At 70.7% G+C, this 24,421-nt stretch carries 23 protein-coding genes; 13 read left to right on the top strand and 10 right to left on the bottom strand.

Annotated elements, in window-relative coordinates:
- Positions 1-48 precede the first annotated feature (48 nt).
- Positions 49-549: a hypothetical protein gene (locus ACIQI8_RS10420; protein ID WP_402347056.1), complete on the bottom strand. Its 501-nt coding sequence runs from the start codon at positions 547-549 to the stop codon at positions 49-51.
- Positions 550-686: 137 nt separating this feature from the next.
- Here ACIQI8_RS10420 and ACIQI8_RS10415 point away from each other — a divergent pair, with 137 nt between their 5' ends.
- Positions 687-1,250 carry a SigE family RNA polymerase sigma factor gene (locus ACIQI8_RS10415; protein WP_402347054.1) on the top strand — a complete coding sequence of 188 codons (564 nt, stop codon included), beginning with the start codon at positions 687-689 and terminating at the stop codon, positions 1,248-1,250.
- Positions 1,247-2,452: a YncE family protein gene (locus ACIQI8_RS10410; RefSeq protein ID WP_402347052.1), complete on the top strand. Its 1,206-nt coding sequence runs from the start codon at positions 1,247-1,249 to the stop codon at positions 2,450-2,452. The genes ACIQI8_RS10415 and ACIQI8_RS10410 overlap by 4 nt, the downstream gene beginning before the upstream one ends.
- Positions 2,453-2,462: 10 nt before the next feature.
- On the opposite strand, the gene dapA is transcribed toward ACIQI8_RS10410, so the two are convergent.
- Positions 2,463-3,368: a 4-hydroxy-tetrahydrodipicolinate synthase gene (gene dapA, locus ACIQI8_RS10405; RefSeq protein ID WP_402347050.1), complete on the bottom strand. Its 906-nt coding sequence runs from the start codon at positions 3,366-3,368 to the stop codon at positions 2,463-2,465.
- A gap of 174 nt (positions 3,369-3,542) precedes the next feature.
- Between dapA and ACIQI8_RS10400 the strand changes: the two genes are divergently transcribed.
- The 5 genes from ACIQI8_RS10400 (at position 3,543) to ACIQI8_RS10380 (ending at position 6,564) form a co-directional block, all read left to right on the top strand.
- Complete coding sequence (locus tag ACIQI8_RS10400; RefSeq protein WP_402347048.1) at positions 3,543-3,686, top strand: hypothetical protein; 144 nt, start codon at positions 3,543-3,545, stop codon at positions 3,684-3,686.
- Positions 3,683-4,378, top strand: coding sequence for a hypothetical protein (locus tag ACIQI8_RS10395; protein ID WP_402347046.1), 696 nt, complete (start codon positions 3,683-3,685; stop codon positions 4,376-4,378). Before ACIQI8_RS10400 ends, ACIQI8_RS10395 begins: the two co-directional genes overlap by 4 nt.
- A gap of 49 nt (positions 4,379-4,427) precedes the next feature.
- A complete protein-coding gene (locus ACIQI8_RS10390) occupies positions 4,428-5,132 on the top strand; it encodes an antibiotic biosynthesis monooxygenase family protein (protein WP_402347045.1) in 705 nt (234 codons plus the stop codon).
- Positions 5,133-5,235: 103 nt separating this feature from the next.
- On the top strand, positions 5,236-5,832 hold the full coding sequence (locus ACIQI8_RS10385) for an ArsR/SmtB family transcription factor (protein WP_402347043.1): 597 nt from the start codon (positions 5,236-5,238) through the stop codon (positions 5,830-5,832).
- A gap of 3 nt (positions 5,833-5,835) precedes the next feature.
- Complete coding sequence (locus tag ACIQI8_RS10380) at positions 5,836-6,564, top strand: SRPBCC domain-containing protein (protein WP_402347041.1); 729 nt, start codon at positions 5,836-5,838, stop codon at positions 6,562-6,564.
- Positions 6,565-6,604: 40 nt separating this feature from the next.
- Here ACIQI8_RS10380 and ACIQI8_RS10375 read toward each other — a convergent pair whose 3' ends face one another.
- The gene (locus tag ACIQI8_RS10375) at positions 6,605-8,431 is read right to left on the bottom strand and encodes an endonuclease/exonuclease/phosphatase family protein (RefSeq protein WP_402347039.1); all 1,827 of its coding nucleotides are present in this window, start codon (positions 8,429-8,431) and stop codon (positions 6,605-6,607) included.
- 278 nt (positions 8,432-8,709) lie between these two features.
- Between ACIQI8_RS10375 and ACIQI8_RS10370 the strand changes: the two genes are divergently transcribed.
- The 5 genes from ACIQI8_RS10370 (at position 8,710) to ACIQI8_RS10350 (ending at position 15,723) form a co-directional block, all read left to right on the top strand.
- Positions 8,710-10,137 carry a hypothetical protein gene (locus ACIQI8_RS10370; protein WP_402347037.1) on the top strand — a complete coding sequence of 476 codons (1,428 nt, stop codon included), beginning with the start codon at positions 8,710-8,712 and terminating at the stop codon, positions 10,135-10,137.
- Positions 10,138-10,515: 378 nt separating this feature from the next.
- Complete coding sequence (locus ACIQI8_RS10365; protein ID WP_402347035.1) at positions 10,516-11,976, top strand: alkaline phosphatase PhoX; 1,461 nt, start codon at positions 10,516-10,518, stop codon at positions 11,974-11,976.
- A 353-nt stretch (positions 11,977-12,329) separates the two neighbouring features.
- Positions 12,330-13,910 (top strand): TROVE domain-containing protein, encoded by a 1,581-nt coding sequence (locus tag ACIQI8_RS10360; RefSeq protein WP_402347033.1) that lies wholly within the window; start codon positions 12,330-12,332, stop codon positions 13,908-13,910.
- Positions 13,911-14,036: 126 nt separating this feature from the next.
- Positions 14,037-14,693 carry a GntR family transcriptional regulator gene (locus tag ACIQI8_RS10355; protein WP_402347031.1) on the top strand — a complete coding sequence of 219 codons (657 nt, stop codon included), beginning with the start codon at positions 14,037-14,039 and terminating at the stop codon, positions 14,691-14,693.
- 13 nt (positions 14,694-14,706) lie between these two features.
- Positions 14,707-15,723, top strand: coding sequence for a 1-aminocyclopropane-1-carboxylate deaminase (locus ACIQI8_RS10350; RefSeq protein ID WP_402347029.1), 1,017 nt, complete (start codon positions 14,707-14,709; stop codon positions 15,721-15,723).
- Here ACIQI8_RS10350 and ACIQI8_RS10345 read toward each other — a convergent pair.
- Positions 15,720-17,165, bottom strand: coding sequence for an MFS transporter (locus ACIQI8_RS10345; RefSeq protein WP_402347027.1), 1,446 nt, complete (start codon positions 17,163-17,165; stop codon positions 15,720-15,722). The two genes, ACIQI8_RS10350 and ACIQI8_RS10345, sit on opposite strands and share 4 nt — an antisense overlap.
- 153 nt (positions 17,166-17,318) lie before the next feature.
- Between ACIQI8_RS10345 and ACIQI8_RS10340 the strand changes: the two genes are divergently transcribed.
- Entirely contained in the window at positions 17,319-17,897 is a 579-nt protein-coding gene (locus ACIQI8_RS10340) for a TetR/AcrR family transcriptional regulator (protein ID WP_402347025.1), read from the top strand.
- A gap of 49 nt (positions 17,898-17,946) precedes the next feature.
- On the opposite strand, the gene ACIQI8_RS10335 is transcribed toward ACIQI8_RS10340, so the two are convergent.
- From ACIQI8_RS10335 to ACIQI8_RS10310, 6 genes are all read right to left on the bottom strand, one after another.
- The gene (locus tag ACIQI8_RS10335; protein ID WP_402350342.1) at positions 17,947-19,155 is read right to left on the bottom strand and encodes a TerD family protein; all 1,209 of its coding nucleotides are present in this window, start codon (positions 19,153-19,155) and stop codon (positions 17,947-17,949) included.
- Between the two features lie 116 nt (positions 19,156-19,271).
- Entirely contained in the window at positions 19,272-20,261 is a 990-nt protein-coding gene (locus ACIQI8_RS10330; RefSeq protein WP_402347023.1) for a zinc-dependent alcohol dehydrogenase family protein, read from the bottom strand.
- Positions 20,258-21,106, bottom strand: coding sequence for a carbohydrate ABC transporter permease (locus ACIQI8_RS10325; protein ID WP_402347021.1), 849 nt, complete (start codon positions 21,104-21,106; stop codon positions 20,258-20,260). The genes ACIQI8_RS10330 and ACIQI8_RS10325 overlap by 4 nt, the downstream gene beginning before the upstream one ends.
- Entirely contained in the window at positions 21,103-22,041 is a 939-nt protein-coding gene (locus tag ACIQI8_RS10320; RefSeq protein WP_402347019.1) for a carbohydrate ABC transporter permease, read from the bottom strand. The genes ACIQI8_RS10325 and ACIQI8_RS10320 overlap by 4 nt, the downstream gene beginning before the upstream one ends.
- Positions 22,038-23,411, bottom strand: coding sequence for an ABC transporter substrate-binding protein (locus ACIQI8_RS10315; RefSeq protein WP_402347017.1), 1,374 nt, complete (start codon positions 23,409-23,411; stop codon positions 22,038-22,040). The genes ACIQI8_RS10320 and ACIQI8_RS10315 overlap by 4 nt, the downstream gene beginning before the upstream one ends.
- A gap of 123 nt (positions 23,412-23,534) precedes the next feature.
- Positions 23,535-24,305 carry a DeoR/GlpR family DNA-binding transcription regulator gene (locus ACIQI8_RS10310; RefSeq protein WP_402347015.1) on the bottom strand — a complete coding sequence of 257 codons (771 nt, stop codon included), beginning with the start codon at positions 24,303-24,305 and terminating at the stop codon, positions 23,535-23,537.
- Between the last annotated feature and the right edge of the window lie 116 nt (positions 24,306-24,421).

The following is a 24,421-nucleotide window of genomic DNA, read 5'->3' as shown; positions in this document are numbered from 1 at the left end:
TGCGTCTACGGCGGTCCGGTGCCGTGCCGGGCAGTCGTGCTGCGCCGGTCAGTCGTGCCGCGTCGCCGCGAACGCCGCCAGCGCCGTGAAGTCCGGCTCGCGCAGGCCGATGCGCGGGTCGACGTGATGCAGCAGCGCCGGCGCCGGATGCCTGGCGGCCACGAACTCGTCGTCCGCGGGGCTCTGTTCGTCGTCCACCCAGGCGAACGGGCGGCCGTCGGCGTACGCCAGGATCGCCTCCGTCTTCCAGTGCACCCCGTCGGGGCGGTGGGCGAACAGGCTCTCGCCGAAGTCGACGTACGGCAGCTCGGGCAGGCCGACGACCGGGCCTATCCAGCGGTTCGCGGTGTCCATCCACGTGGTCGCCCAGCACAGGTCGTAGTCCAGGGCGAGGAGTGCGGCGCCGTGGGCGGGGTTCAGCCAGACCCGGAGGCGGCGCGACTGGAAGGTCACCCTCAGCGTCGTGTACCCCTCGGGGCGTCGTTCGGGCTGTGCCGCGTAGGGGTTGAGGGGGCCGTCGACGTCGAGGAAGAGCAGGGGGCGGCTCATGCAGGACAACGTACGGCCCGGGGTTGGCAACTCGCCGGAGAATTCGTTGCCGGACAGGCATAGCGGCGGGGTGGCGCGCGCGTCACAAGGGGTACAGGGGCGGGGCACGAGCGCCGCCGGGGGAAGAGAAGGTGACGATGGATGCCGAAGGGCTCGATGGTTTTCGCGAGTTCGTGGAGAACCGGTCGCCGGCTCTGCTGAGGACCGCCGTGCTGCTGTGCGGGGGCGACCGGCACGCGGGTGAGGATCTACTGCAGAACGCGCTCGTGAAGGCGGCGGGCAGGTGGCAGCGGATCGACGAACCCGAAGCGTATGTACGGCGGATCCTGTACCGGCAGCAGGTCAGTCGCTGGCGGCTGAAGTGGGGCCGCAGCGAGGTCAGTGTCGCCGAGCCGCCCGAGGGCGGTGAACGGGCGGCGGGTGACTCCGCGGCCGCCGCCGAGTTGCGGGTCGTGATGCGTACGGCTCTGGGACGGTTGACCGCGCGGCAGCGCACCGTGCTGGTGCTGCGCTACTTCGAGGACCTGCCCGAGGCCGACGTGGCCCGGCTGCTCGGGTGCTCGGTGGGCACCGTACGGTCCACCACCCACCGCTCGCTCGCCCGACTGCGCAGCCTGGCACCGGAGTTGGCGGCCCTGGGCCTGGCCGACGCCGAGCGGCCGCCGTCCCGTGATTACTCGCCCTTGGAGGTGCGTCCGTGAACGTCGACGAAGTCCTGCGTGCCACCCTGCGTGAGCAGGCCGCCGAACAGGCCTCGGCGGGACCGGGGTTGGCCGATCGAGTGGTCGCCCTGCAGCACCGCCGCCGCGCCCGCCGGTTCGCGACGGTCGCCGCCGTCACCGCCGCCGTGGTGGCCGTCGCCGTGGCGGTACCGCTGCTGGACTCGGGAGGCGGCGACGACATTCGTCCCGGGGGTGTCCTCCGGCCGGACGAGATCAAGGCCCGTCCCGACCAGTCGCCTCCGCGCGACCAGATCTCTGCCGGGAACACGGTGCTCGCCGCCTACGCGACCTCGAAGTTCGTCGAGCGGACGGCCACGAGCGGCTCCACGGTCCGCACCTACTGGCTGCTCGACCAGCGGACCGGCAGGTACGTGAAGGCCCCCAAGTGGTCCTTCGTCGCCGTCGACCCCGGCATGAGGAGCGCGGCCGTCCTGGAACGGGGCCTGCCGGCCTCGCGGATCGGTCTGCTCGACCTGAGCACCGGCAAGGTCGAGCGGTGGATCCCGGTGGACCACGGGGTCGGCGCGCTCGCCTACTCACCCGACGGGCGCAGGCTCGTCGCGACGACGTACGCGGGCGATCCGGACCAGCTGGTCGTGGAGGGCCATGTCTGGGAGCGGAAGGCGCAGTCGGACCGTACCGGCTTCTACGTCCTCGACGTCGCCTCCGGCAAGGGCTCCTGGAGCGAGGTGGCACCGCCCCGCGTCGACAGTCTCTTCGACGCCGAGGAGCACTTCGCGTTCAGCAACGACGGAACGCGTGTCTGGATCGGGGTCGCCCAAGGCGACGGCGAGGAACAGTACTTCGACCTCTCCGGCACCGAGGTCCCGGAACCGAGGAACGAACGGTATCGGAAGTGGAGCATCCCGGCGGGGCTGTCCCCGAGCGGCAGATTCGCCGCCACCGACTTCCCGGGCAAGAAGTGGAAGTACTCCTCCTGGGTGGTCGACACCAGGACCGGCGAGCGGACCGAGGTGCAGGGGCAGCAACTACTCGCCTGGGTCGGCGACAAGCAGCTCATCGCCTGGGGCGCGCCCGACGGCGCCGTCCCGCCCGGGCAACCGCTCGTGCTGCTCACCGTCGGCAGTGACAAGGTCGTACCGCTCAGTGGTCCACGACCGACCGTCGTGGAGGACGACAGCGTCTGGACGCCCGTTTTCGCCCAGCGCGGACCGCACTGATCAACCGGCCTCAGCCGCCCACGAGTTCCTCGTACGCCGTCCGCAGCCCGTCGACCGCCTCGCGGCCGGCGGGCCGCAGCGGGGCACGCACCGGGCCCGCGGGCAGGCCGAGTTCGCGCAGGAGTGCCTTGGCGGTGACCGAGCCGGGCAGTCCCGCCGCCATCATCGCCTCGATGAGCGGCGTCGCGCGTTGCTGGAGGCGGGCGGCCACGGGGGTGTCGCCCGCCTCGAACGCGTCGATCACCGCCCGGAGCTGTGCCGGGACCACGTTCGCGACCGTGCTGACATACCCCGCGCCGCCGACCGCGTACAGCGCGAGATTGTGCTCGTCGCAGCCCGCGTAGTACGCCAACTCCGTGCGGGCGAGCACCTTCTGGGCGGCGAGGAAGTCGTAGGAGCAGTCCTTGACCGCGACGATCCGGGGGTGCTCGGCGAGACGGAGCATCGTGTCCGGCTCGATCCTGGTGCCGGTGCGGGCCGGGATGTCGTACACGGCCACCGGCAGCCCCGTCGCGTCCGCGACCGTGCGGAAGTGCTCCTCCAGGGCGTCCTGGGGAGGCCTGCTGTAGTACGGGCTCACCACCAACAGGCCGTCCGCGCCCGCCTTTTCGGCCGCCCGGGCCAGCTCCACGGTGTGCCGGGTGTCGAAGGTGCCGACCCCCGCCACGACCGACGCCCGCTCACCCACCGCCTCCCGCACCGCCGTCACCAGCGCCGACTTCTCGGCGTCCGTGGTCGTCGGCGACTCACCCGTCGTCCCGGAGAGCACCAGCCCGTCGCAGCCATGGGTCACCAGACGGTCGGCGAGCCGCTGCGTCCCGTCGAGATCCAGCGCGCCCTCCTCGGTGAAGGGCGTGATCATCGCGCAGAGGGCACGGCCGAAGGGTGGGGTGGGGCGGGCGGAGATGGTCGTCATGGGAGTAGTGTCGGCGGGACCATCGTGAAGCTCTACTTAATTCTTCTACCAGGTATTGGTAAGAACTGCTGCGCTGTGGCATCGGTCGGGGCACAGGCCAGGCCCTGTGTCCCTTTCGCCCTCCATGGGTCACCATGGTCTGGACGGTCATCGGCATCGGCCCATGGAGGCGTCATGAAACTCGGCAAGGCACTCGCCACCGGAATCGCGGCAGAGCGGCCGCAGGAGCACGACCGAGAACCCGAGGAGCTCGGACTCGAACTCCCCGAGGAGATCAAGGAATTGAAGGCCCCCGAAGAGGCCCCCGCGGCCCGATGAGGCTGCGGCTTCCGGCGGAACGCCCGACGGAGCCGCCGACCGGATACAAGATCGCCCACCCGGTGCTGTCCCAGGACGGCACCCGGGCCGGGTTCACCGGTGTGTCGCTGGGCGGAGCGCTGCCGTACGGAGTCCTGGCCGACGCGTCCTGCGTCTACGGCCTGCGGCACCGGGCACCGCACCGCCGCTGCGACTGCGGCTTCCACTGCGTGCACGACCGCACGGTGGCCGAGGGGCTGCTGTGCACCGCCGAGCACCGCAGCGCCGTCCTGCTCGAAGTCACCGTGCTGGGCGCCTACATCCGCTTCGAACGCGGCTTCCGCTATGCCCGTCAGCGCGTGCGCACGGCCACGGTCGGACCGTGTTCCTGCGGCGCCGTCGCCGCCGCCCTCGCCGACGCGGGCCGCGGCCGCCCGGGCTGGCTGGCCCTCGCGCCGTCCTGCGCGGGCTGCGTCCGAGGCCGTACGTCCGTCTCGCTCGCCGCCTTCGCCCGGCTGGCCGGCGAGGGACTGCGGGTCGCCGCGGGCAGCGCGAGCGCCCGCCGGGTGGCCGAACTCACCGGCGTCGAAGGGCTCGGCGTACCCGAACTCACCGCGGAGGCAGCCCTGTTGCAGGCGCGGCTCGACTGGTTCCAGACGCAGTTGGCGCGGCTCGGCGAGCGCGGGCCGGGGGAGGAGGGCCAAGCCCCGTAGTGCTGTGCGTGCTTGACCTCAACCTTGGTCGAGATTGAAGAGTTGCGGCATGACACAGCGCACCGACACACACCCCGACCTCGCCGACCCCCGTATCGGCGCCCCCTTCTTCAGCACCTGGCGCGTGGGCACCCCCCTGCGCCAGCGGCAGACCGTCGAGGCGGTCGCCGACACCTGGCAGCGCCGCCCCTGGCCGGCCGCCGACCTGCTCGGTTACCACGTCTACACCGGCCACGACGCCTCCACCCTCCTGCACTACTCGCAGTGGACGGGCGAGGCGGCCTACGAGGCCTTCGTCAAGACGCACCGGCAGGAGCGCGTCGACGAGATCGACACCGCCGTACCGGGCATCGACCGGGTGGGTCTGACCCGGTACCGGCACTACCGCAGCCTCGGCCCGGCCGACCGGGGCGGGCGCGTCCCCGGGTGCGTGGTGATCGTGGACATCGAGTTCGAGGGGCCCGACCCCGAACGGCAGCGCGCCTGGGTGGACGCCGTCGCGGAGGCGCTGGCGAGCGAGCCCGTCCCGCACCCCGGCGGCATCTCCGCCCACTTCCACCTCTCCACCGACGGCACCCGCGTCCTCAACTACGCCGAGTGGGAGAGCGCCCAGGCCCACCTCGACGCCCTCGCCGCGCCGGGCGACGGGATCGGCTCGGGGAGCGAGCTGTGGACGCGTGTGCAGACCTGGCCGGGGCTGAAGAGCAGCACGGTCAGCCGGTACGACCATGCCCTGGGCCTGCTGCCGGGCTGAACCGGACGGCCGCTCGACGACGGGTTCCCGCAGGATCTCGGCAGCGTTCACCGAATACTTCTCTCTCCTGGACAAAAAAAGTTTTCGGTGAGACGGTGGATCCATGCTGGACGTCACCGTGATCGAAGACCCCGAGGCCGCAGCCGTCTCCCTGGACCCCATAAGGGCCCGGCTGCTGGCCGAGCTGGCGGTCGGCCCCGCGTCGGCCGCCATGCTGGCCGGCCGGGTCGGGCTGCCCCGGCAGAGGGTGAACTACCACCTCAAGGCCCTGGAGCGGCACGGCCTGGTCGAGCTGGCCGGCGAGCGCCGCAAGGGCAACGTCACCGAGCGGCTGATGCGGGCGACCGCCGCGTCGTACGTCATCTCACCGCTCGCGCTCGCCGCCGTGCAGCCCGACCCGGACCGCTTCCGGGACCAGCTGTCCGCGCGCTGGCTGCTCGCGGTCGGCGCCCGTCTCGTGCGGGACGTCGGCGCGCTGATCACCGGCGCGGCGAAGGCCCGCAAGGGGCTCGCCACCTACGCGCTGGACGGTGAGGTGCGCTTCGCCTCGGCCGCCGAACGGGCCGCGTTCATCGAGGAGTTGACGGCCGGAGTAACCGGCCTGATCCGCAAGTACGACGCTCCGGGCGTCGACGGCGGCCGGGACCACCGGATCGTGGTGGCCGTCCACCCCACCCTCAAGCAGACCGAGTTGGAGTAGATCATGCCCAAAGAGTTCGAGATCGCCCGCGAGTTCGAGGTCGACGCCACCCCGCAGCAGGTGTGGGACGCCGTCACCACCGGCACCGACGGCTATCTGTGGCCGATGGAGCCGCCGGAGCCCAAGGTCGGCGGCACGGGGCCCTTCGGCTCCACCGTCACCGCCTGGGACCCGCCCCACCGCTACACCAACCGGGTCGAGAACGTCGACGGCATCGCCGAGCAGACGATGAACCAGCTCGACTACACCATCGAGGCCCGCGACGAGGGACGCCGGGCCTGGGTGCGGTACGTGCACAGCGGGATCTTCGTCGACGACTGGGACAACCAGTACGACGGTGCCGCCAGGCACACCGACTTCTATCTGCACACCCTGCGCGAGTACCTGACCCACTTCGCGCCCAGGCCTGCCGCCTTCGCGACCTTCGACGGGCCCGAGGCGTCGAAGGCTCCGGACGCGCTGGCCGCCGTGGGAAGGGCGCTGGGTCTCGCGGACGACGTGGCAGCCGGCGCGCGGGTGACGGTCAGCGGGCCCGACGAGTTCGAGGCCGTCGTCGACTTCCGCAACGCGTACTTCATCGGGCTGCGCACCGACCGGGGGCTCACCCGCATCTTCGGGCGCAACCACTGGGGTTACCCGGTCGGCATCTCGCTGCACGACTTCACGCCGGGCTCGCCCATCAAGGAGTGCGAGGCCGAGTGGCAGGGCTGGCTGAACAGCGTGTTCGGCTAGGTCAACCAGCCCTGGCCAAAAGGGAGTTACGACTGCGGCGTCACGGGCGGAAGCGCAGCACCTGCGGGTCGTGGTCGCTGATCTGGTCGTTGAACTCCGAGTTGATGTGCACGCTGTCGTACTCGAAGTCGCAGTCCCGCCGGATCGACGGGCTGATCAGGATCTGGTCCAGGACCTGCTGGTTGCCCTGGTAGTCGTAGGTGTAACGCTCGCTCCTGGGCAGCGACTTGATCGCCGACCAGAGCTCGCCGTCACCCTCCAGGATCTGCGCGGTGCCGGAGAACTCGAAGTCGTTGATGTCGCCGAGTGCGATGACGTCGGCGTTCTTCTGGACGTCGAGGATCGACTTCACGAACGCGTTGACCAGGGTCGCCTGCTTGTGGCGCTGGACCTCCGAGCTGCGCGGCACCGGCTGGTACTGCGAGGTCAACCCGTAGTCGCCGCCCTTGGAGTTGAGGTGGTTGGCGATCACGAAGACCGTCTTCCCGCGGAAGACGAACTCGCCGGCCAGCGGCTTGCGGCTGGTGGTCCAGGCCTCGTTCGTCGGGTCGACCCGGCCCGGGGAGGCCGTCAGGGCCGCCTTGCCGTGCACCTTCGTGACCCCGACCGCCGTGGTGGCGTCGCCGCCCGCGCGGTCGGTGAAGGAGACCCGCTCCGGGTTGAAGAGGAACACCTGGCGGATGTTGCCGCCCGGCTCGCCGCCGTCGGTGTCGTTGGTCGGGTCGATGGAGCGCCACTGGTACGTGGGGCCGCCGGCCGCGACGATCGCGTCGATCAGCTTGTTCACCGTCACGTCGGCGGCGACCGTGCCGTCGTCCTTCGCGCCGTTGTTGTCCTGGATCTCCTCCAGGGACACGATGTCGGGCGACTTCAGGTTGTTCACGATCGCGGCGGCGTGCGCGTCGAAGGTGGCGTCGGTCGGGTCGAGGTTCTCGACGTTGTACGTCGCGACCGCCAGCTCGTCCCGCGACTGCTTCTGCGTCGTCTCGCGCTTGAGGCCACCGCTCTTGAGCGTGCCCAGCTCGCTCGCGACCAGCGTGTAGCCGCCGAACTGGTTGAAGTCCAGCGGACCGGTCGTGGTGCCGGCCAGCGTGTCGCCGACGTTCGCCACCGGGAAGTCGGCGACCGCGCCCAGCGACTGGATCTGCAGCCGGCCGGTGTTCTGCGAGTCGTAGGAGCCGTAGAGCGTGCCGCCGCGGCGGGTCGGGTTCTCGTGCGGCTTCACCGTGACCCACAGCTCGGCGTACGGGTCGGTGGCGGTGACCACGCGGGCGTTCCTGACCTGGACGTTCATGCCCTCAAGGGACTCGTAGTAGTCCAGGGCGTACTTCTTGGGCTGGAGGGTCAGGCCGGCCAGCGAGCCGTTCGCGGCGGTGTCGCCCGCCGGGGTGTACCGGCGCGGCACCGACTTCGAGTCGATCACCGTCGGGGCCGGGACCGCGTTGCCCGTGGAGAGGGTGGTGACGGTGGGCTTGGTGAGCTCGGTCAACGACTGGTTTCCGGTCGAAGTGCCGCCCGGCACGTACTCGGAGACCGTGCCGGTGACCGTGACGGAGTCACCGACGGCGACCTTCGGCGTGGAGCTGGTGAAGACGAACACGCCTTCACTGGTGGCCGGGTTGTCGTCCGGGGTCGGGTCCTGCAGCCAGAAGCCTTTGGAGGAACCGTACGTGCGCGTGCCGGTGACTATGCCGGGCACGTCGGTGACCTTCTGGCCGGCGTACGGGGAGGTCCGGGTGGTGCCCTGGACGTCGTGGACGCGCAGGCCGTCGGCGTGTGCGGGCGAGGTCAGGGCGACGGTGGACGCCGCGGAACATACGGCGGCGACGGTGAGCGCGGCGAGGCGCGCGGAAGACTTGCTCGGCAACGTGATCCCTCCGGGGACATGCGTGGGCGCCGGGACGAGGGTGGTGCTGGAACGCCTGGGGCCGCGACCGGTGGGGCGGTGGCGACGCGCGTAGAAAATACAGTGAACAGGTGTCCAGCAGATTTCTACGCGCGTCAATCTCCTGCCTGCTCATATGGGTTGTCAAGGATTCAGCCATGTACAGCGGCCGACGGGGAGATGAACCGGGCGGCATGGGTCGAAATCCGTCTAGGCTGAGCGATCGAGTGGTACGACACGCCCCCTAGGAGAAGCAGCCGATGTCAGACAGCTCCCCCCTGCCGCCGGTGCGGTTGTCTCCCGAAGCGGAGCTGGCGCGGGCCGCGTTGTCCACGCCGCTGCTCGGCCGGGCCGCCCGGCTGGCCCGCTGGGCCGGTGCGGACACCAGGGTCGACGCCGGGGGCGGACTCGTCGACGAGCAACTGCCCACCGCCGCCGAGGCCCTCGGGCTGACCGGCGACGACGCGGCGGCCGACGCGAGCGAGGCCTGGCGGGTGGCCGTCGACACCGGGCTCGTCGAGATCGTCGACGAGGAGGAGGGCACCGTCGCCGCCGGCGCGGACCTGGCGCTGCTCACCGGCGGCTCGCCGCAGGACGTGCTCGGGGTGTGGCTCGGCGCGCTGGACACCGTGCTGGCCGACGCGAGCGTGCCCGACCTGGAGGGCCTGGAGGACGCGCTCGACGAGAGCGGCGAGGTCGACTTCTCGCGCCTCGAATGGGACCCGGAGGCGGAGGCCGACTTCCTCGACGGCGTGCTCGGCAACCTCTATCTCCTGACGGTCAGCGAGGAGGGCCCCGGCGACTCCCCGGTGCCGCTGCCGGCGCTGGCCGCCTCGATGATCGTGCCCAGCGACATGGGGGAGCCCACCAACGACGTGCTGGAGCAGGTGTCCGACGCGATGATGCGGCTGGACGACCAGTTCCGGGTCCTTGAGCCGGTCGGCCTGATCGAGTACCAGCCGGTCGACGAGGCGCTGATGGCAGACGCCGACGAGGAGCCCGCGGCGCCCGTCGACGACATCGACGTCTCCCGGTACGGGATGGTGCGGCTCACCCCGCTCGGGCTGTTCGGGCTGCGGGCTCGGCTGCTTGAGGCCGGTCTTGAGGCGCCCGCGGTCGGGGACCTCGCGGACAAGGGGGCCGACGCGCTGCTCGACGGGACGGCGACGTTTCCGCAGGGTGCCGCACAGGCGGAGACCGAGCAGTGGCTGGCCCGGCGTGAACCGCTGGGCGCGGCGCGGGAGCTGCTGGCCGCGGCGCGTGGACTGGACGCCGGTGCGCCGCTGCGGCGGCTGCGCTGTCAGCAGGCGTTGTCGTTGGTGGGGATCGAGGCCGGGCCCGCGCTGCGGGAGGTGCTCGACGATCCGGAGCTCGGGGGGCTTGCCCGGGTCTGGCTGGCGGAGCACGGGGCGGCGGATGTGCCTGCCCCGTCCGAGGCGATGATCTTCTGGCTGACGATCGACACGATTGCCGCGCAGCTGGCCGCGGAGGGGAACTCGGACGAACTCCAGGCCCTGGTGCAGGGGTTGGCCGCGCAGCACGGTGGGTTCTTCGCGGCGGCCTGGCGGGTGGAGCATCCCGCCACGGCCGATGTGCTGGAGGCGATGGGGCGGCTGCATCCGGACAAGCGGATCGCGAAGGAAGCGAAGCGGGCGGCGTTCAAGGCGCGGTCGCAGCGGGGGGATTGACGGGGCGTTTCTCGCCCCCGCCGCCCCTACCCGTCCCATCCCCAGGGGCGTTGCCCCTTCGACCCCACTGGGGGCTGCGCCCCCAGACCCCCGCTTCGGCCTGAACGGCCTCGTCCTCAAACTCCCCCAGAGGGGGGACCCCCAACGGGCTGAGAGAAGCGGGCTGACGCCTCAGTCCGCCGAGCAGGACGACGGGGAGACCAGGGCGAGCTGGACGGCAAGGATTTTTGACGCCCGTGGGCCGGTGCGTACGGAGTCATGGAAGCGTGTTCCGCGCAGACGCCCGGTGTTCAACTCCTGTTCAGCCGTGGCCGGGAGCGTGGCGCCGACCCGAGGTCCGCCACCCTCCACGGCATACTCACCGTCACAGGAGACACCATGTCGCTCAGTCGCAGGGACTTCGCCACCAAATCCGCGGTCACCGGTGCCGGTGTCGCGCTCGCCGGCACCGTCGGCGCGCTGGCCACGGCACCGAACGCCCTCGCGTCCACGGACGTCGAGGACGCGGAGGGAGTGTCGGCGAACGGACACGGCCACGGGCACGGCGGAGTCGGCTACGGAGCGTTGATCGCCGACCCCAAGGGCCTGCTCGCGCTGCCCGCCGGCTTCAAGTACCGCGTCATCACCTACAGCGGCCGGACCACGCTGGAGTCCGGCGAGTTCACGCCCTCCAACCACGACGGCACGTCCACCTTCGACGGCCCTCGCGGCACCACCCTCCTGGTCAACAACCACGAACTGGCCGGCCCCCGCGCCCAGTGGCCGCACCCGGTCCCGCTCATCGACGGACTGGTCTACGACCCGGCCGCGGCCGGCGGCTGCACGGTCGTCGAGGTCCGCCCCGGCGGCCATGTCGCCGAGTGGGTCGGCATCGCCGGCACCGCCACCAACTGCGCGGGCGGCAACACCCCTTGGGACACCTGGCTCACCTGCGAGGAGACCGAGGACAAGACCGGCACCAACGGCTTCACCAAGGACCACGGTTACGTCTTCGAGGTCGACCCCGCCGACCGGCGGGCCAACAGAAACCCCAAGCCGATCAAGGCACTTGGCCGCTACGCCCACGAGGCCGTCGTCGTCGACCCCAAGCGCGGCCACCTCTACCTGACCGAGGATGCGTCCAACCCGAACGGCCTCCTCTACCGCTGGACCCCGCCCGAGCACTTCCACCACGGCCGCGGCAAGCTGCGCACCCTCACCGACGACGCGGGCGCGCTCCAGGCCTTCAAGTGCTTCGACTCCGGCGGCACGTTCATCGACGACCTCTCCCGCGCCACGAAGATCGGCACGGTCTACGGCGTCGACTGGGTCGACGTCCCCGACCGCGACGCCAGGACCACCTCCGTGCGCAAGCAGTTCGCCGCCGGCGAGGTCACCCGCGCCCGCAAGCTGGAGGGCATGTGGTGGGGTGACGGCGGCACGTACATCGTCTCCTCGTACGCCCGCACCGAGAGCCCCGTCCAGCACGACGGCGCCGTCTGGTTCTACGACCCCAAGCGCCGCACCCTGACGCTGAAGGTGCTCATCGGCGTCAACCCGGACCCCGCCAAGGACGGCGACTTCGACGGCCCGGACAACATCACCGTCTCCCCGTACGGCGGCCTCGTCATCGCCGAGGACGGCGAGGGCGTCCAGCACCTGTTCGGCGCGACCGACAGCGGCCGCACCTACCCGATCGCCCGCAACGAACTCAACATCGGCACCGCGGAGAAGCCCGAGTACAGCGAGTTCACCGGCGTCACCTTCTCGCCCGACGGAAAGACGCTGTACGCCAACATCCAGACGCCCGGCATCATGCTGGCGATCACCGGACCCTGGAAGCGGCAGAAGCGCGGCTAGTTAATTCGTTCGCCCACCATCTGCTGTGCCTCCTACTCTGAGATCACAACAGCACGCACCTCCCGGTGCGAAGGACGCGGTTACTTCTTCTCGAAAAAGAATCCAACACCGCGGCCGACTTGATCTCGGGAGGCGCAGCTCATGGTGGGTGCCCGGTGCGCAGGCAGCGGATACTTCAGGGATCCAGTCCGTAGCGATACGGGTGCGGGTTCAAATCCCGTCATCGGCCAAGGGCCGATGTGGCGGAACGGCAGACGCGCTGGTTGATAAGTCCCGTCGCCGACTCCGATCTCGGGCGCCCACCATTGCCGCGCACTCCCTCCGAAACCGCAGTGACTTCGGGGGAATTCAGCATGTCTCGATTCAACAGGAAGGCCGCCCGCGCGCAGCCCGTATCCCGCGTCACCTCCACCGGCCGGGTGCTCCGCACCTACGAGGGCGGCCGTGGCCGTGAGCGGGACGCGCGCTCCGAGCTCTTTCTGCTCGCGATCGCCAACTTCGTGTCCCAGCAGACCTTTTACGAGACCGGCACCGACCGCGACGACCGCTACGCGCGACTCGTGCGCCGGCTCGCCGTCGAGGACCCGGCCTGGACCGCGGGCCTGCTCGGCTGGCTGCGCGGCGAGGGCAACCTGCGTACCGCCTCGATCGTGGGCGCCGCCGAGTACGTCAAGGCACGCCTCGACGCCGGCGTCACCGACGGCCCGGCGAACCGTCAGGTCGTGGCCTCCGTAGTGCGCCGCCCCGACGAGCCCGGCGAACTGCTCGCGTACTGGACCTCCCAGTACGGCCGAGCCGTGCCGAAGCCCGTCAAGCGCGGGATCGCCGACGCCGTACAGCGGCTCTACAGCGGCACGTCGCTGCTGAAGTACGACACCGCGTCCAAGGGCTACCGCTTCGGCGACATCCTCAACCTCGTGCACGCGGCCCCGGACCCGGACAAGCCGTGGCAGGGCGAGCTGTTCCGGTACGCCCTCGACCGCCGGCACCACCCGGACACCGCGGTGCCGCCCGCGTCCAGCAGGACGCTGGTCGCGCACCGCGAGCTGATGGGCCTGCCGGTCGAGGACCGGCGTGCCGTCGTCATGTCCGAGGGCGGGGCCGAGCGGCTCGCCGAGGCCGGGGTGACGTGGGAGGCGCTGGCCGGCTGGCTCCAGGGCCCGATGGACAAGGCGGCCTGGGAGGCGGTCATTCCGTCCATGGGCGCCATGGCGCTCGTCCGCAACCTGCGCAACTTCGACCAGGCCGGTGTGTCCGACGAGGTCGCGGAGCGGGTCGCCGCGCGGATCAGCGACCCGGCGGAGGTCGCGCGCTCGCGGCAGTTCCCCTTCCGGTACCTGGCGGCGTACCGCCACGCGCCCTCGCTGCGCTGGGCGTACCCGCTGGAGCGGGCGCTCGGCCACTCGCTGGCCAACGTGCCCGCGCTGCCCGGCCGGACGCTGGTCCTTGTGGACCGTTCGGGCTCGATGTGGGCGCGGCTGTCCGACCGTTCGGAGCTCAACCGTGCGGACGCGGCGGCGATCTTCGGTACGGCGCTCGCGCTGCGGGCGGCGGACGCGGATCTCGTCGAGTTCGGCACCGGCAACCGGAGGCTGGACTTCCGCAGGGGCGAGTCGGTGCTGAAGATCCTGGACCGCTTCGGCAGCCTGGGCGGCACCGACACCACCTCGGCGATCCGCGCGCACTACCGGGGGCAGGACCGGGTGCTGATCGTCACCGACGAGCAGTACGCCTACAACCGGCACGGTGACCCGACCGGGCAGGTACCGGCGCACGTCCCGGTCTACACCTGGAACCTCGCCGGGTACCGGGCGGGCCACGGCCCGTCGGGCAAGGCGAACCGGCACACCTTCGGGGGCCTCGGCGACGCGGCCTTCCGGATGGTTCCGCTGCTCGAAGCGGCCCAGGACGCCGACTGGCCCTGGACGGCCTGAGCACCCGAGCGTGGCCCGCACTTCATACGGGGGGTGCGGGCCACTTCCATGTCCTCCCCTTGCCCTCCCTTGCCCTCCCCAGGCCCCTCTTGCCCTCGGGAAGATTGACATCTAACATTTCAGTGCATGGAGGCTCTACGACCCGTTCCGCGCACCCTCCTCAGGGACCGCGCCTACGAAGTGATCCGTGACGCCATCGTCGCCGGGGAGATCGAGCCCGGCACCGTGGTGCGCGATGCCGATCTCGCCGAGCGGCTCGGGCTGTCCCGGGCGCCGGTGCGGGAGGCGTTCTCGCGGCTGGTGGACGAAGGGCTGCTGGAGAGCAAGCCGCAGAGCTATACGCGGGTGACGCCCGTCGTGGCCGCCGAGGTGCGGGACGCCGCCGCCGTGGTCGGCGCCATGCACGAGTTGGTGACCCGGGTCGCCGTACCCCGCCTGCGGGCGGCGGACCTTGACGAGATGCGCGCGGCCAACGGCCGGTTCGCCCTCGCCGTGACCGGCGGTGACGTGGACGCGGCCCTGCGCGCCGACGACGAACTGCACGACGTCCTGGTGCGGGTGAGCGGCAATCGCGCCGCCGCCGCCACCGTCGCCCGCTACACCCCGCTCATCCGCCGCCTTGAGCGGCGGCGCTTCGGCGAGGGCGGCTCGTGTCGTTCGGCCGGACTGCACGAGCGGCTGATCGAGGCCTGCGCCGACGGTGACACCGAGGGCGCGGTCCGGGTCACGGTCGCCATCTGGCACACGCTGGCCGACCTGGCCGACCCGGTAGATCCCGCCTGACCCCGGAGGCAGCATGTCCCTCTCCTCGTACGACCGTTACCCGCTCCTCTTCGGTCCCTCCCCGGTGCACCCGCTGGAGCGCCTCACCGCCCACCTCGGCGGCGCCTCCCTGTGGGCCAAGCGCGAGGACTGCAACTCCGGTGTGGCGTACGGCGGGAACAAGACCCGCAAGCTGGAGTACCTGGTCGCCGACGCGATCGCCAAGGGCTGCGACACCCTTGTCTCGATCGGCGGGGTGCAGTCCAACCACACCCGTCAGGTCGCCGCCTGCGCCGCCCGCGCCGGGCTCAAGTGCGTGCTGATACAGGAGAGCTGGGTGGAGTGGCCCGACTCCGTCTACGACAAGGTGGGCAACATCCTGATCAGCCGTCTGGCCGGTGCGGACGTACGACTGGTGAAGGCCGGGTTCGGTATCGGCTTCAAGGAGAGCTGGGAGCAGGCGCTGCGCGAGGTCGAGGAGTCCGGCGGCACGCCCTACGCCATCCCGGCCGGCGCCTCCGACCACCCGCTCGGCGGCCTCGGTTTCGCCAACTGGGCCCACGAAGTCGCCGAGCAGGAGCGGGAGCTGGGCGTCTTCTTCGACACCGTGGTGGTGTGCTCGGTGACCGGTTCCACCCAGGCCGGCATGGTCGCCGGGTGCCGGGCGATCGAGGAGGCCGGCGGGCGCGAGCGTCGCGTGCTCGGCATCGACGCCTCGGCCAAGCCCGCCGAGACCCGCGAGCAGGTGGCCCGCATCGCCCAGCGGACGGGCCAACTGATCGGGGTCGAGCGCGAGTTGACCATCGACGACGTCGAACTCGACGACCGCTACCACGCCGGGATCTACGGCATCCCGGACGAGACCACCCTGGAGGCGATGCGCCTCGCGGCCCGCACCGAGGGCATGGTCACCGACCCCGTGTACGAGGGAAAGTCGATGGCCGGGATGGTCGACCTCGTCGCGCGCGGAGAGATCGACCGGGACTCCACCGTGCTCTACGCCCACCTGGGCGGACAGCCCGCGCTGAACGCGTACAGCGCGCTGTTCTAGGGAGCCTCCGCGGCCACCTCGGCCTTTCTGCCGGTGATCACGAACGCCGACACCAGCAAGGCGGTCAGGGCGATCAGCGCGCCCACGCCGAACGCGCGGGCCGCGCCGTGGGTGAGGATGTCGGCCGGTGATCCGGTGGCGTGCCGGGTCGCCGTGCCGAACACCGTGACCAGGACGGAGAGTCCGAGGGTGCCGCCGAGCCACTGCAGGGTCTGCAGCAGCCCGGAGGCGGCGCCGGCCTCGCGGGGCTCGACGCGGGCCAGGATCGTGGCGTTGAGCGGCATGAAGCTGAGGCCGACGCCCAGGCCGATCAGCAGCAGCGGGCCCAGCAGTCCGGCGGCGTATCCGTCGCCGGGCTCCAGCCGCCACAGCCACGCGCTCGCCGTGACGAGCAGGGTCATGCCGGTCAGCAGCACCGGCTTGGCGCCGAAGCGAGCCAGCAGGCGGGGCACGTAGCGCACGACCGTGAACATCACCACGGTCATCGGCAAGAAGGCGAACCCGGCGCGCAACGGGCTGAATCCCAGGACCTGTTGGCCGATCAGGGTGAGGAAGTAGAAGGCGCCGAACATGCCGGCGGGCAGCAGCAGGACGCCCGCGTAGCCGCCCGCGCGGTTGCGGTCGGCGAGCAGGCGCAGGGGCATGATCGGCTGGACGGCGCGGGACTCGATCAGCACGAAGCCGGCGAGCAGGGCGGCCGAGGTACTGAAGCCGAGCAGCGCCTGGGTGTCGGTCCAGCCGCTCTCCGAGACCCGGATGAACGCGTAGACCAGTGAGCTCGTCCCGGCCGTGCCGGTGAGTGCGCCCGCCGCGTCGAACCGGCCCGCGTGGCGCGGGGTCTCGGCGACGAAGCGGGGCAGGGCGAGGGCGACGGCCATGCCGATGGGCACGTTGATCAGCAGGGACCCGCGCCAGGAGGCCCAGGTGGTGAGCGCGCCGCCGAGCACCAGGCCGACGGAGGCGCCGGTGGCCGCCATGGAGGTGTAGATGCTCAGGGCGTGGTGGCGGCGCGGTCCCTCGGGGAAGTTGGTGGTGATCAGCGCGAGGGTGCTCGGCGCGATCAGCGCGGCCCCGACGCCCTGGGCCGCGCGGGCCACGAGCAGCCAGCCGCCGGCACCGGCGAGCCCGCCGAGCAGGGAGGAGAGGGCGAAGAGCAGGGCGCCGACGGTGAGGGCCCGGCGCCGGCCGAGGATGTCGCCGACGCGCCCGCCGAGCAGCAGCAGCCCGCCGAAGGCCAGCGTGTAGGCGTTGAGGACCCAGGACAGTCCGGTCGGACTGAAGTTGAGGTCGCGCTGGATGTCGGGGAGGGCGACGTTGACGACGGTGGAGTCGACGCCGACCATCAGGTAGGCCGTGACCACGACGAGCAGGACGGAACCCGGCCGGGCGGCTCGGGGCGGCGAAGAGAGTGGAGCGGACGTGGTGGTGGACGGGGTGGACATGGGGTGCTCCCTGTCTGGTGTCCCCGGGCGTGGCGCAATAGCGTTCCGGGCAGCACGGACTGCCCGGCGCAGACACAGTGATAAGCGGGGACTGTCTCCGTTTAGTACCCGGTAAGATACGGAGAGAGTCCCCGGTTCGCAAGGAGTATCTGGATGACGCAGGTCAGGCCCATGCGTGCGGACGCTCGGCGCAACTACGACAGGCTGCTGAAGGTGGCGGCCGAGGCTTTCGCCGAGCGCGGGGAGAACGCGTCGCTCGACGACATCGCCAAGCGCGCGGGGGTCGGCTCGGGGACCCTGTACCGGCACTTCCCGACCCGGCAGGCGCTCCTTGAGGCTGCCTACGTCGAGCGGATCGAGGCGCTCGCGTCCCGCGCGGACGAGATCGCGAAGGAACTCCCGCCGGGCGAGGCGCTGGTCGAGTGGCTGTACTGGGTCGGCCTTGGCATGATCCAAGTGCGGGGCATGAAGGCCCTGTTGGGCTCCGCGGTCATGGACGGCAGCCAGGCCGCGTTGACGGCCTGCGCGGGCTCGATGAAGAGCGCGGCGCAGCGGCTGGTCGAGGCGGCCCAGCGGGAGGGAACACTGCGTCAGGACGTCGAGCCGATCGAGATCCTGCGGCTGGCCCACGGCGTGTCCACGGCTTCCGAACTGGCCGACGGCCAGGGGAAGTTCATCCGCCGGTATCTGTCGCTGCTGACGGACGGGCTGCGGCCCTCGGCCGGGGACTGAAACGCCGGGCGCCCCTCGGAAGGGGCGCCCGCAGCGATCGTAGGGCCGCCTACAGCGACTGCGCCGCCGGCTTCACCATCCCGCGTACCGTGCGCGACTTCACGAAGTTGCCCATCGCCGTCATGTCCCACTCGCCGGAGAACTGGCGGACCAGCTTCGCCATCATGACGCCCGTCTGGGCCTCGGCGTTGGTGAGGTCGAAGCGGACGAGCTCCTCGCCGGTGGCGGCGTCGATCAGACGGCAGTAGGCCTTGGCGACCTCGGTGAACTTCTGGCCGGTGAAGGAGTTGACCGTGAAGACCAGGCCGCTGACCTCCTGGGGGATGCGGCCGAGGTCGACCACGATCACCTCGTCGTCGCCACCGCCCTCGCCCGTGAGGTTGTCGCCGGAGTGCTTGATCGCGCCGTTCAGGATCGACAGCTTGCCGAAGTAGCAGCTGTCGATGTGGTTGCGCTGCGGGCCGTAGGCGATGACCGAGGCGTCGAGGTCGATGTCCTTGCCTCGGTAGGCCGGCTCCCAGCCGAGGCCCATCTTGACCTGCGAGAGCAGTGGGCGACCGCCCTTGACCAGGGAGACCGTCTGGTTCTTCTGGAGGCTGACGCGGCCCTTGTCGAGATTGATCTTCCCGGTGCCCGGCGCGGGGGCCGCGGCGGCGGGCGGCGCGGCCGGGGGCGGCGGGGTGCGGGACAGCGACGGGGCCGGCGGGGCCACCGGCGTCTGGAGCGTGGGCGTCGGCTGCGGCGGGGCGGCCGGCGCCGGGGCCGGCTCCTCCACCGAGACGCCGAAGTCGGTGGCGATGCCGGCGAGGCCGTTGGCGTAGCCCTGGCCGACCGCGCGGGCCTTCCACGCGCCGTTGCGCAGGTAGATCTCCACGATCACCAGTGCCGTCTCGCTGCCGAGCTGCGGGGGCGTGAACGTGGCCAGCACGCTGTTGTCGTCCGCGCCGCGGATCGTGGCCGTCGGCTCGATGCCCTGGAAGGTCTGGCCCTGGGCGTCCGGGCTGGCGGTGACCACGATCTTCTCGATGCCGGGCGGGACCGCCGCCGTGTCGACGACGATCGCGTCCGGTGCCGTACCGCCGCCCGACCGGTACGTCACACCCGGTCCCGTCGGCTGGTTGTAGAAGATGAAGTCGTCGTCCGAGCGCACCTTGCCGTCGGCGGTGAGCAGCAGGCCCGAAACGTCGAGCCGCACCGGGGCGGCGACGTCCACCGCGACGCGGGCGGCGGAGAGAGGGATGTTCGAGCCGGGGGTCATAGCTGTCATGCCCGGAGAACGAGCGAGGCCGCTTTACTGTTCCCTTACCAAGCGGCCAATCCGCCCGATCCCCGAAAATCCCGGCTCGGATCCCTCACCAGGTCCTTTACCGGCCCCTACGGGACGACGACGATCTTGCGCCCCACCCCCGCCGCGAACTGCTCCAGCGCCTGCGGATACCGCTCCAGCGGGATCCGGTCACTGATGAAGATCTCCGGATCCAGGACCCCGTTGGCGAACAGCTCCGCCGCCCGCTCGAAGCTGTGGAGCACGGCCATCGAACCCGTGATCGTGATCTCCTGGTTGTAGATGCGGTACGGGTCGATGGTCACGCGCGTCGCGTAGTCGGCGACGCCGAACTGCAGGAACGTGCCCGCCTTGGACACCCGGTCCAGGCCGTCCTGGATGGCCGCCGCGTTGCCCGTGGCGTCGATCACGACGTCCCAGCCCTGCGGCCGGTCCAGCTCGTCCGGGTTCGCCGCCGACCCCGACACCCCGAGGCGTACGGCCGTCTCCAGGCGGGCCGCGTTCAGGTCCACGACGTCGACACTGGCCGCGCCGGTCCGCTTGGCGAGCTCCAGCATCATCAGGCCCATGGTCCCGGAGCCGTAGATCAACACGTGTGCGCCCAGGCGCGACTTGAGGACGTCATAGCCGCGCACCGCGCACGACAGGGGCTCCACCAGAGCCGCGTCCTGGGTGCGCACGTGCTCGGGCAGCTTCACGCAGTTCGCGACGGGCGCCACCGCGAACTGGGCGGCGCCGCCCGCCGTGGTGACGCCGATCGCGGCCCACCGCTCGCACAGGTTGTTGTGTCCGTCGCGGCAGTAACGGCACTCGTGGCAGTAGAGCGAGGGGTCGACCGCGACCCGGTCGCCGATCGCGAGCTCGGTGACCTGGGTGCCGACCCCGACCACCTGGCCGGCGAACTCGTGGCCCGGCACGATCGGCAGCTTGGGCGCGAACTCGCCCTGGAGGATGTGCAGATCGGTACCGCAGAGGCCGCACGCGGCGACCTCCACGACGACCTCGCGCGGGCCGGGTGTCGGGTCGGGGACCTCGGTGACGACGGCGCGGCCCACGGACTCGATGACGGCGGCCTTCATTTGACGGCTCCCAGCGACAGGCCCTGGACCAGCTTGTCCTGGGCGGCGAACCCCGCGGCGAGCACCGGCAGGGAGATCACGAGCGACGCGGCGCACACCTTCGCCAGGAACAGGCCCTGGCTGGTGATGAAGCCGGTCAGGAAGACGGGCGCGGTCTCCGCCACCACCCCCGTGAGGACTCGGGCGAAGAGGAGTTCGTTCCAGCTGAAGATGAAGCAGATCAGGGCCGTCGCCGCGATGCCCGGCAGGGCGATCGGCGCCACCACGCGCGTGAGGATCGTCGGCAGCCGGGCACCGTCCACGCGCGCGGCCTCGATCACCGCGACCGGGACCTCGGCCAGGAACGACTGCATCATCCACACCGCGATCGGCAGGTTCATCGACGTGTAGAGGATGACCAGCAGCCAGATGTTGTCCAGCATGTCGGTGTTCTTGGCGAACAGGTAGATCGGCAGCAGACCCGCCACCACCGGCAGCATCTTGGTCGACAGGAAGAAGAACAGGACGTCGGTCCACTTCTTCACCGGCCGCAGCGACAGCGCGTACGCCGCCGGGAGCGCGAGCACCAGGACGAAGAGCGTCGACGCCACCGACGCCACGACCGAGTTGGCCAGCGCCGGCCAGGGGCTCGCGCCGCCGCCGGTGCCGAAGAAGTCGCGGTAGCCGTCCAGGGTGAGCGAGGCGCCGAAGGCGGGCGGGTTCTTCGCCGCGTCCGTCTCCGAGTGGAAGGACGTCAGCGCCATCCAGGCGATGGGCAGGAAGAAGACGATGCCGAGCACCCAGGCGACCAGGCCGAGCCCGACTCCCTTGCGGCGGGCGGGGGTTCGTACGGCGACGGAACTCATGCGCGGGACACCTCCTCGCGGAACAGCGACGACACGACACGCAGCGCGAAGGTCGCGATGATGATCGAACCGATGACCACCAGGACACCGGCGGCCGAGGCGAGGCCGTTCTCGTGGGCCTGGTAGAAGGTCTGGTAGACGGTGTAGGGCAGGTTGGCGGTGCCCAGGCCGCCGGACGTGATGGTGAAGACCGCGTCGAAGTTCTGCACGATGTAGATCGAGCCCAGCAGCGCGCCGAGTTCGAGGTAGCGGCGCAGGTGCGGCAGCGTCAGATAGCGGAAGACCTGCCAGTCGCTCGCGCCGTCGACCCGGGCCGCCTCCATCTGCTCGTTGTCCCGGCTCTGCAGGCCGGCCAGCAGGATCAGCATCATGAACGGCGTCCACTGCCAGACCAGCGAGGCCTCCACGGCCAGCAGCGGGGTGTTGGAGATCCAGTCCGGCTGCGGCCCGCCGACGTAGTGCAACAGGCCGTTCAGGAGCCCGTATTCGGGGTTGTAGAGCACGTGCTTCCACAGCAGCGCGGCGGCCACCGGGACGACCAGGAAGGGCGCGATCAGCAGCGTGCGGACGAAGCCCCGGCCGCGGAACTTGCGGTCGAGGAGCAGTGCGAGCAGCAGCCCGAGGATCAGGCTGACCAGCACGACCGCGACAGTCAGCAGGACCGTCGTCCACACCGAGTGGCGCAGGTCCGGGTCGGTCAGCACCTCCTGATAGTTGTCGACGCCGGTGAACTTGCGGGCGTCCGGGTACAGCGCGTTCCAGTCGAAGAACGAGATGACCAGGGTCGCCACGAACGGCAGCTGGGTCACCACGATCATGAAGACCAGGGCGGGCAGCAGTGGGGCCCGGGTGGCCCAGGCGCGCAGCCGGGCGGGCGGTTGGTGGGTGGTGCGTACGGGAGTTGCGGCCAGGGGGGCCGTTGTCGTTGCGCTCATCGCCCCTCGTACTCCTTCGAGATCTTCTCGGCGAGTTTCTGGGCCTTCTTCAGGGCCGAGTCGACGGACTGGCGTCCGGCGATGGCCGCGCTGATCTCCTGGGAGACCTTGGTGCCGAGGTCGGTGAACTCGGGGATGCCGACGAACTGGATGCCGGGCGCGGGGCGCGGCTGCACCCCCGGATCATCGGGCTTGGCGCCCTCGATGGCCTCCTTGGTCATCTCCTGGAAGGAGGCGGCGGACTTGCGGTAGTCGGCGTTCGCGTACGTCGAAGCACGCTTGCCGGCGGGCACGTTGGGCCAGCCGCTGGTCTCGCCGACCAGTTCCTCGTACTGCTTGCTGGACGCCCAGGAGACGAACTTCCAGGCCTTGTCGGGGTTGCGGGAGGCCTTCTGGATGCCCCAGGCCCAGGTGTAGAGCCAGCCGGAGGAGTCGGTCTTCTCGACCGGCGCGGGGGCGTAGCCGAGCTTGCCCTTGACGGGGGAGTCCGCGGCCTCCAGGGAGCCGGCCGCGCTGGTGGCGTCGTACCACATGGCGACCTTGCCCTGGGTCATGTTGTTCAGGCACTCGGCGAAGCCGGACTGGGCCGCGCCGGACTCACCGTGCTTGCGGACGAGGTCGACATAGAACTTCGTCGCCTTCTCGAAGGCGGGGGAGTTCAGCTGCGCCTTCCAGTCCTTGGTGAACCAGGTGCCGCCGAAGGTGTTCACGACCGTGGTGAGCGGAGCCATCACCTCGCCCCAACCGGGCAGTCCGCGCAGGCAGATGCCCTTCATGTCGGGCTCGGCGCCGTCCACCTTCGCGGCCAGGTCGGCGATCTGGGTCCAGGTGGGGTGGGCCGGCATGGTCAGCCCCTCCTTGGCGAACACGTCCTTGCGGTACATCAGGAAGGACGACTCGCCGTAGAAGGGCTGGCCGTAGAGCTTGCCGTCGTCGGCCGTGAGCGACAGGCGCATCGGCTTGAGGACGTCCTGCTCGTCGTAGCCGGGGTCCTTGGCCACGTACGAGTTCATCTCGTGCAGCCAGCCGTTCTTGGCGTAGATCGGGATCTCGTAGTTGCTCAGCGTCGCCACGTCGTACTGGCCGGCCTGGTTGGCGAAGTCCTGGCTGATCTTGTCGCGGACGTCGTTCTCCGGCAGCACGGTGAAGTTCACCTTGATGCCGGTCTCCTTGGTGAAGTGCGAGGCGGTGAGTTTCTGCAGCTCCACCATCTGCGGGTTGTTGACCATCAGGACATTGACGGAGTTGCCGCCGGAACCGGACCCGCCTGCCCCGACCCAACAGCCGGAGAGCAGCGGGGCGAGCAGCGTCCCTGCGGCGGCCATGGCGAGCGTGGCTCGCGCGGGCCGTCGTCGGCTCTGGGTTCGCATGGATCGCTCCTGGACGTATGGGGAGAAAGAGGGTTCATCAGGGCATGGATGTGCCCTCAGGTGTGTCAGTTGGACTTTCGGACTGACTGGTGACTGACCGGTGGGGGACTTCGGTGGGGGCTTTCAGACGCGGATGACCTGTGGCCCGAGCAGTGAATAGCGGTGGGCCTCGGCCGACGGGAGCAGCGTGCTCGTGACGATCGTCTCCAGTGCGCCGATCTCCGCGAACCGGCAGAAGCTGACCGCCCCGAACTTGGTGTGCACGCCCGCGAAGACCGTGCGGCGGGAGGCGCGGATGGCCTGCGCCTTGACCTCGCTGACCGCGGGGTCGGGCGTGGTCAGGCCGTGTTCGCGGGAGATGCCGTTGGCGCCGATGTAGGCCAGGTCGATGACGAATCCGGCCAGCATCTTGGTGGTCCAGTGGTCGACGGTGGCGAGGGTGCCGTGCCGCACCCGGCCGCCGAGCAGCAGGACCGAGGTGTTCTCCGACTCGGCGAGCACGCCCGCGACCGGCAGGGACGCGGTGACCACGGTCAGCGGCCGGTCCCTGGGCAGTGCCTCGGCGATGAGCTGGGGGGTGAAGCCCTCGTCGACGAAGACGGTCTCGGCGTCCCCGAGCAGCTCGGCCGCGGCGGCCGCGATCCGGCGCTTCTCGGGTACGTGACTGGTGGCGCGGAAGGCGAGCGTCGTCTCGAACCCGGCGCTCTCCACGGGATACGCCCCGCCGTGCGTACGGCGGACCAGACCGTGGTCCTCAAGGGCGCGCAGATCCCGTCGTACGGTCTCCTTGGCCACGCCCAGCTCGGCGGCGAGCGCGGTGACGTCGACGGATCCGCCGGCACGCGCGGCCCGCACGATCTCCCGCTGGCGTTCTTCCGCCGTTCTCGCTTCCATGGCCGACACCTGCTCTCCACGCGCGCCTTTGCCCGTTCGGGCCCGGTGCGGCCCTTGGAGGAAGTTGTACAGCGGCAGTCCGGCACTGACCAGGTCTGTTGCGGGTCCGATGCTGC

Source organism: Streptomyces sp. NPDC092369 (genome assembly GCF_044755245.1).
Lineage (GTDB): Bacteria > Actinomycetota > Actinomycetes > Streptomycetales > Streptomycetaceae > Streptomyces.
The sequence above is the reverse complement of the archived record's forward strand: the minus strand, read 5'-3'. Positions and strand labels throughout refer to the sequence as shown.